The sequence below is a fragment of the Mycobacterium sp. TH-M15 genome, from assembly GCF_057473705.1.
Window position 1 is genome coordinate 1 of sequence record NZ_JBYCLB010000228.1, and the last position, 5098, is coordinate 5098.

Here is a 5098-nt window from a genome sequence, read left to right on the forward strand (position 1 = left end):
CATCGGCGGCAGCGCCTCCCCCCGCGCTGCCGCCGATGTCTTTTACCCGGGTGCCGTCTCCGGGGCCGCGGTGCCGGCCGTCGGCGCCGTCCTGGCAACGCCGATCAGCTCCCCGAGCCGCGGCGGCCAGGGGATCGTCATCCCGGGATCGGTGACGGCCGGGGTGCAACGGCTGCTGGCTGCGCATCCGGGCGCCTCGTATCTCCGCACTGAGTTGCCCGTCGCTTCGTCAGGCGACCGAGGCCGGCAACCCGATCTGTGCGGTTTACGCCGGGCGGTCGGACGCGCACCGAGGTGTGCGCCGCAGTGCGCGCTGCGGGCGGTGACGCGTCTGGGTGTGGCCGGATACGACCACCGATCCCGGCGACATCATTCCGTATTGAGAACGGCTCAGCCGATCGGGCCCGGAGCCAACGTCACCGGAGCGCTGCGAACGCCGCCGGGCCCACTCCAGGTAAGGGTGACGGAGTCACCGGGGTGGTGCAGGTCGAGCAGGTTGGTCAGCGATGTCGCCGAGGAGACCGGGGCGCCGTCGACCGCGGTGATCACGTCACCCTGGCCGATGCCGATCCCGGCGGCCGGGGTCTCGCCCAGCACGTTTTCCACCCGGGCGCCGCCCCCACCTGGGGCGTCCACCACGCCGACACCCAGGAACCCGGTCTCACCGATGTGCACGGTGTTCGACGCGTTGCCGGCCCGGATCGCCCCGGCGATGCCCATGGCCTGGTCGATCGGGATCGCGAACCCCTCGCCACCCGGTTGGGCGAACTGGAAGTTCCCCGACGCCGCGGTGTTCATCCCGATCACCTGACCGGCACCGTTGACCATCGGCCCACCGGAGTCACCCGGCCGGATCGGGGTGTCGGCCTTGATCATGTTGTTGAGCGTCTCGGTGCTGCCGGTCAGCTCGTCGGCGGCCGAGACGGTCTGGTTGAGCCCGATGACCCGGCCGGGCACCGCGCTCGGCGTGCCGCCTTGACCACCGGCGTTGCCCATCGCGATGACCGGGTCGCCGATCCCGACGCCGGCGGAGCTGCCGATGTTGGCGGTCGGCAGGTTGAACGCCCCGCGCAGTTGGACGACCGCGACGTCGTGGTTGCGGTCGTAGCCGATGACGTCGACATCGAAAGTCTGGCCGGTGGCCGCCGAGGCCGCCCGGATCTCGGTGGCGCCCGAGATGACGTGGTTGTTGGTGAGCACCACGCCGTTCGGGTCGATGACGATGCCGGTCCCGGCACCCACCGCTCCCTGGTAGCCCATGTGGGTGTCGATATTGACCACGGAGGGGCCGACCTGGGCGACCATCGCGGTCGGGTCCGGAGCCGGCGGTGCCGCCTGCGCGGGTGCCGCGGCCAGCCCGAGCCCTGTCACAGCCGTCATGCTGAGCAGCCACCGCCCCCGACGATGCACTCCGCTCACCCGGTCACCTCCTGCGTTCATCCGCTAACGGTCATCGGCTCCGGCAGCGAGGTGCCCCGGGCGCAGGGTCAGCGTACCTGAAGCGGCCGTCATAAACGGCTGTGACTGTCACACCTGGCACATCGGCAACATCGGGTCACGCCACCGCCGGATCGGCCACCGCCGGCGCTTTCGCTGCCGCCGCCGCGACGTTGGCCGCCCGTGCCGCAACACCGGTCGAATCGTTCGGCTCCCGCGACGGCGTCACCCGCTCCAGGAAGCGCAGCAACTCGACCGGGAACGGCAGCACCAGCGTCGAGTTCTTCTCCGCGGCGACCTCGACCACCGTCTGCAGCAGCCGCAGCTCCAGGGCCGTGGAATGATCCGCCATCACGCTCGCCGCCTGGGCCAGCTTGTGCGACGCCTGCAGCTCGCCGTCGGCGGTGATCACCCGGGCACGCCGCTCACGTTCGGCCTCGGCCTGCCGGGACATCGACCGCTTCATCGACTCCGGCAGCACCACGTCCTTGATCTCGACCCGGTCGATGTGGATGCCCCAGCCCAGCGCCGGGCTGTCGATCATCAGCTCCAGTCCCTGGTTGAGACCCTCGCGGTTGGAGAGCAGGTCGTCCAGGTCGCTCTTGCCGATGATCGACCGCAGCGACGTCTGGGCGACTTGGCCGACCGCCGACATGTAGTCCTGCACGTCGACCGATGCCCGCACCGGATCGGCGACGTTGAAGTAGATCACCGCATCCACCCGGACCGTCACGTTGTCGCGGGTGATGCCGTCCTGGGCCGGCACCGGCATGGTGATGATCTGCACGTTCACCTTGTCCAGGCGGTCGGCGAACGGGAGCAGGAAGGTCAGGCCGGGCGGACGGACCTGGTCGAGCACCCGGCCGAACCGATACACCACACCGCGTTCGTATTGTTTGACGACGCGAAAGTTGGCCAGCAGTGCGACGACTGCGAAGCCGGCCAGTGCCGCGACTGCGTATCCGATAACCATGACGACCCCGATTCCATCCGACCGGGACCACCTTCTTCGGCCGGGGCGGCCGGACTCTACAAAACCGATTCTCCCACCAGGGTTTTCCCGGCTCAACAAGATTGTGGGTCGCCGGTCTTGTGCCCGGTCGCGGTTGGGGGAAGGGTGGGAGCAGAGGAGCGGCGATGGCGGAAAAGACGGCGAGCGCGCCGGCCACGAACGCTACCGTGCCCATCGCCGGCGGTCCGGCCGGTATTCGCAACGTGGCCCTCGTCGGTCCGTCAGCAGCCGGTAAAACCACCCTGGTCGAGGCGCTGCTGGTGGCGTCCGGGATGCTGGCCCGAGCCGGAGCGGTGGCGACCGGGACCACCGTCTGCGACTACGACGGCATCGAGGTTCGCCAGCACCGATCGGTTGGCGTGGCGGTCGCGTCACTGGCGTATGACGGCGTCAAGGTCAACCTGATCGACACCCCCGGCTACGCCGACTTCGTCGGCGAACTGCGTGCCGGGTTACGTGCAGCCGACAGCGCACTGTTCGTTGTCGCCGCCGACGACGCCATCGACGAGCCGACCGTGTCGCTGTGGCGGGAGTGCGGTCAGGTCGGCATGCCCCGCGCGGTGGTGATCACCAAACTCGACCACCCCCGGGCCGACTACGCCGGCACGCTGTCGGCCGCCCAGGCCACCTTCGGTGGCACGGTGTTACCGCTGTACCTGCCCGCCCAGAACGGATCCGACGAGCCGATCGGGCTGCTCTGGCAGGAACCGGGTCCTGCCTCCGCCGAAGCCGGCGGCGACCGAAGCGCGCTGATCGAAGCGATCATCGAAGAATCCGAGGACGAGTCGCTGATGGACCGCTACCTCGGTGGTGAGCGGCTCGACCGGGCGGTGCTCGTCCGCGACCTGGAGCAGGCCGTGGCGCGCGGCGTGTTCTTCCCGGTCATTCCGGTGTGCGGCAGCACCGGGGTCGGGGCAGCAGCACTATTGGAGGTTGTCACGGCCTGTCTCCCGTCGCCACGTGAACATGCCCTGCCGGAGGCCTTCACCCCGGACGGCGTACGGTGCCCCGGCCTGGCCTGCGACCCCGACGGCCCGCTGCTGGCCGAGGTGGTCAAGACGACGTCGGACCCGTATGTCGGCAGGGTCAGCCTGGTTCGGGTCTTCTCCGGAACCCTCCGGCCCGACGCGACCGTTCATGTGTCGGGTCATTTCACCTCGTTCTTCGGCGAAGCGGGCAGCCATCCCGACCATGACGAGGACGAGCGGATCGCCGCGCTGTCGTTCCCGTTCGGGAAGCGGCAACGGCCGGCAACGACGGTGGTGGCCGGTGACATCTGCACGATCGGCAAGTTGACCCGGGCCGAGACCGGCGACACCCTGTCGGACAAGGCTGAACCGTTGCTGCTCAAACCGTGGTCGATGCCCGAGCCGCTGCTGCCGATCGCCGTCGCGGCACGAACCACGGCAGACGAAGACAAGCTCTCGATCGGGCTAGCCCGGCTGGCGGCCGAAGACCTGAGCCTGCGCATCGAGCAGAACCCGGAGACGCACCAAACCGTGCTGTGGTGCATGGGCGAAGCGCACTGCGGCATGGTGCGGCACCGACTGGACGACCGGCACGGAGTGCCGGTGGACAGCGTGCCGCTGCGGATACCGTTGCGGGAAACGGTCGCGACCAAGGCCAACGGCCACGGTCGGTACGTCAAGCAGTCCGGTGGGCACGGCCAGTACGCGGTCTGCGACGTCGAGGTGGAACCGTTGCCACCGGGCTCGGGTTTCGAATTCGTCGACAAAGTGGTCGGCGGCGCGGTGCCCCGGCAATTCATCCCCAGCGTGGAGAAAGGCATTCGCGCACAGCTGGCGAAGGGGGTAACCGACGCCGCCGGTGGATACCCGATGGTCGACATCCGGGTCACCTTGGTCGACGGAAAAGCGCACAGCGTCGACTCGTCGGACTTCGCCTTCCAGATGGCCGGAGCCGCCGGACTGCGTGAAGCAGCGGCGGCAGGCGGGGTGACGTTGCTGGAGCCGATCGATACGGTCGCGGGCGTCGTTACCGACGACATGGTCGGCGCGGTCATCGGCGACCTGTCCGCCCGGCGGTCCCGCGTGCTGGGTACCGACAAGCTGAGTGCGGACAGCACCGTGGTGAACGCCGAAGTGCCGCAGGCCGAACTCACCCGCTACCCCATCGACTTGCGATCGCTGTCGCACGGCACCGGTTTCTTCCGGCGGACGTTCGCCCGCTACGACCCGTTGCCGGCGTCGGGCGCCGCACACGCCAACACCGCCAAGTGAATTCGTCGAGTCGGGCGTGTTCGCCGGAGACGCCGCCTAGTGTTGTCACCGGACTCGACTGAGGAGAGCCTGATGTGGATGCTTGCGCACCTGCCCGTGCACGTCCTGCTGAACCATTTCGTGGTGGTGCTGGTCCCGCTGACCGCGATCCTGCTGATCCTGTGCGCGCTCTGGCCGCCCGCCCGCCGACGGCTGGTCTGGCTGGTGGCGGCGCTGGCCGGGTTCACCCTGGTGGTGACACCGCTGACGGTGAAAGCGGGCGAATGGCTGGCCGACACCCCCGAGGCCAAGGATTGGCAGGGCCCTGATCTGGACCGGCACATGGCTGCCGGTGCCTCCGGTGTCTATGTCGCGCTGGTGTTGGCCGTCGCCGCCGTCGTGCTGGTCTTTCTGCACCGCCACCTCGATC

General features: G+C 69.1%; 4 protein-coding genes. 2 read left to right on the forward strand and 2 right to left on the reverse strand.

Going from position 1 to position 5098, the window contains the following annotated elements:
• Positions 1 to 390 precede the first annotated feature (390 nt).
• A complete protein-coding gene (locus AC2VNT_RS05410) occupies positions 391 to 1380 on the reverse strand; it encodes a S1C family serine protease (protein ID WP_486945877.1) in 990 nt (329 codons plus the stop codon).
• A 175-nt stretch (positions 1381 to 1555) separates the two neighbouring features.
• Positions 1556 to 2410 (reverse strand): slipin family protein, encoded by an 855-nt coding sequence (locus AC2VNT_RS05415; protein ID WP_486945878.1) that lies wholly within the window; start codon positions 2408 to 2410, stop codon positions 1556 to 1558.
• Positions 2411 to 2574: 164 nt separating this feature from the next.
• Here AC2VNT_RS05415 and AC2VNT_RS05420 point away from each other — a divergent pair, with 164 nt between their 5' ends.
• Together AC2VNT_RS05420 and AC2VNT_RS05425 are read left to right on the forward strand one after the other, a co-directional pair.
• A complete protein-coding gene (locus AC2VNT_RS05420) occupies positions 2575 to 4689 on the forward strand; it encodes an elongation factor G-like protein EF-G2 (protein WP_486945879.1) in 2115 nt (704 codons plus the stop codon).
• Positions 4690 to 4761: 72 nt separating this feature from the next.
• Positions 4762 to 5098, forward strand: a 337-nt coding sequence (locus AC2VNT_RS05425; protein WP_486945880.1) for a hypothetical protein, incomplete at its 3' end; no start/stop codon positions are given.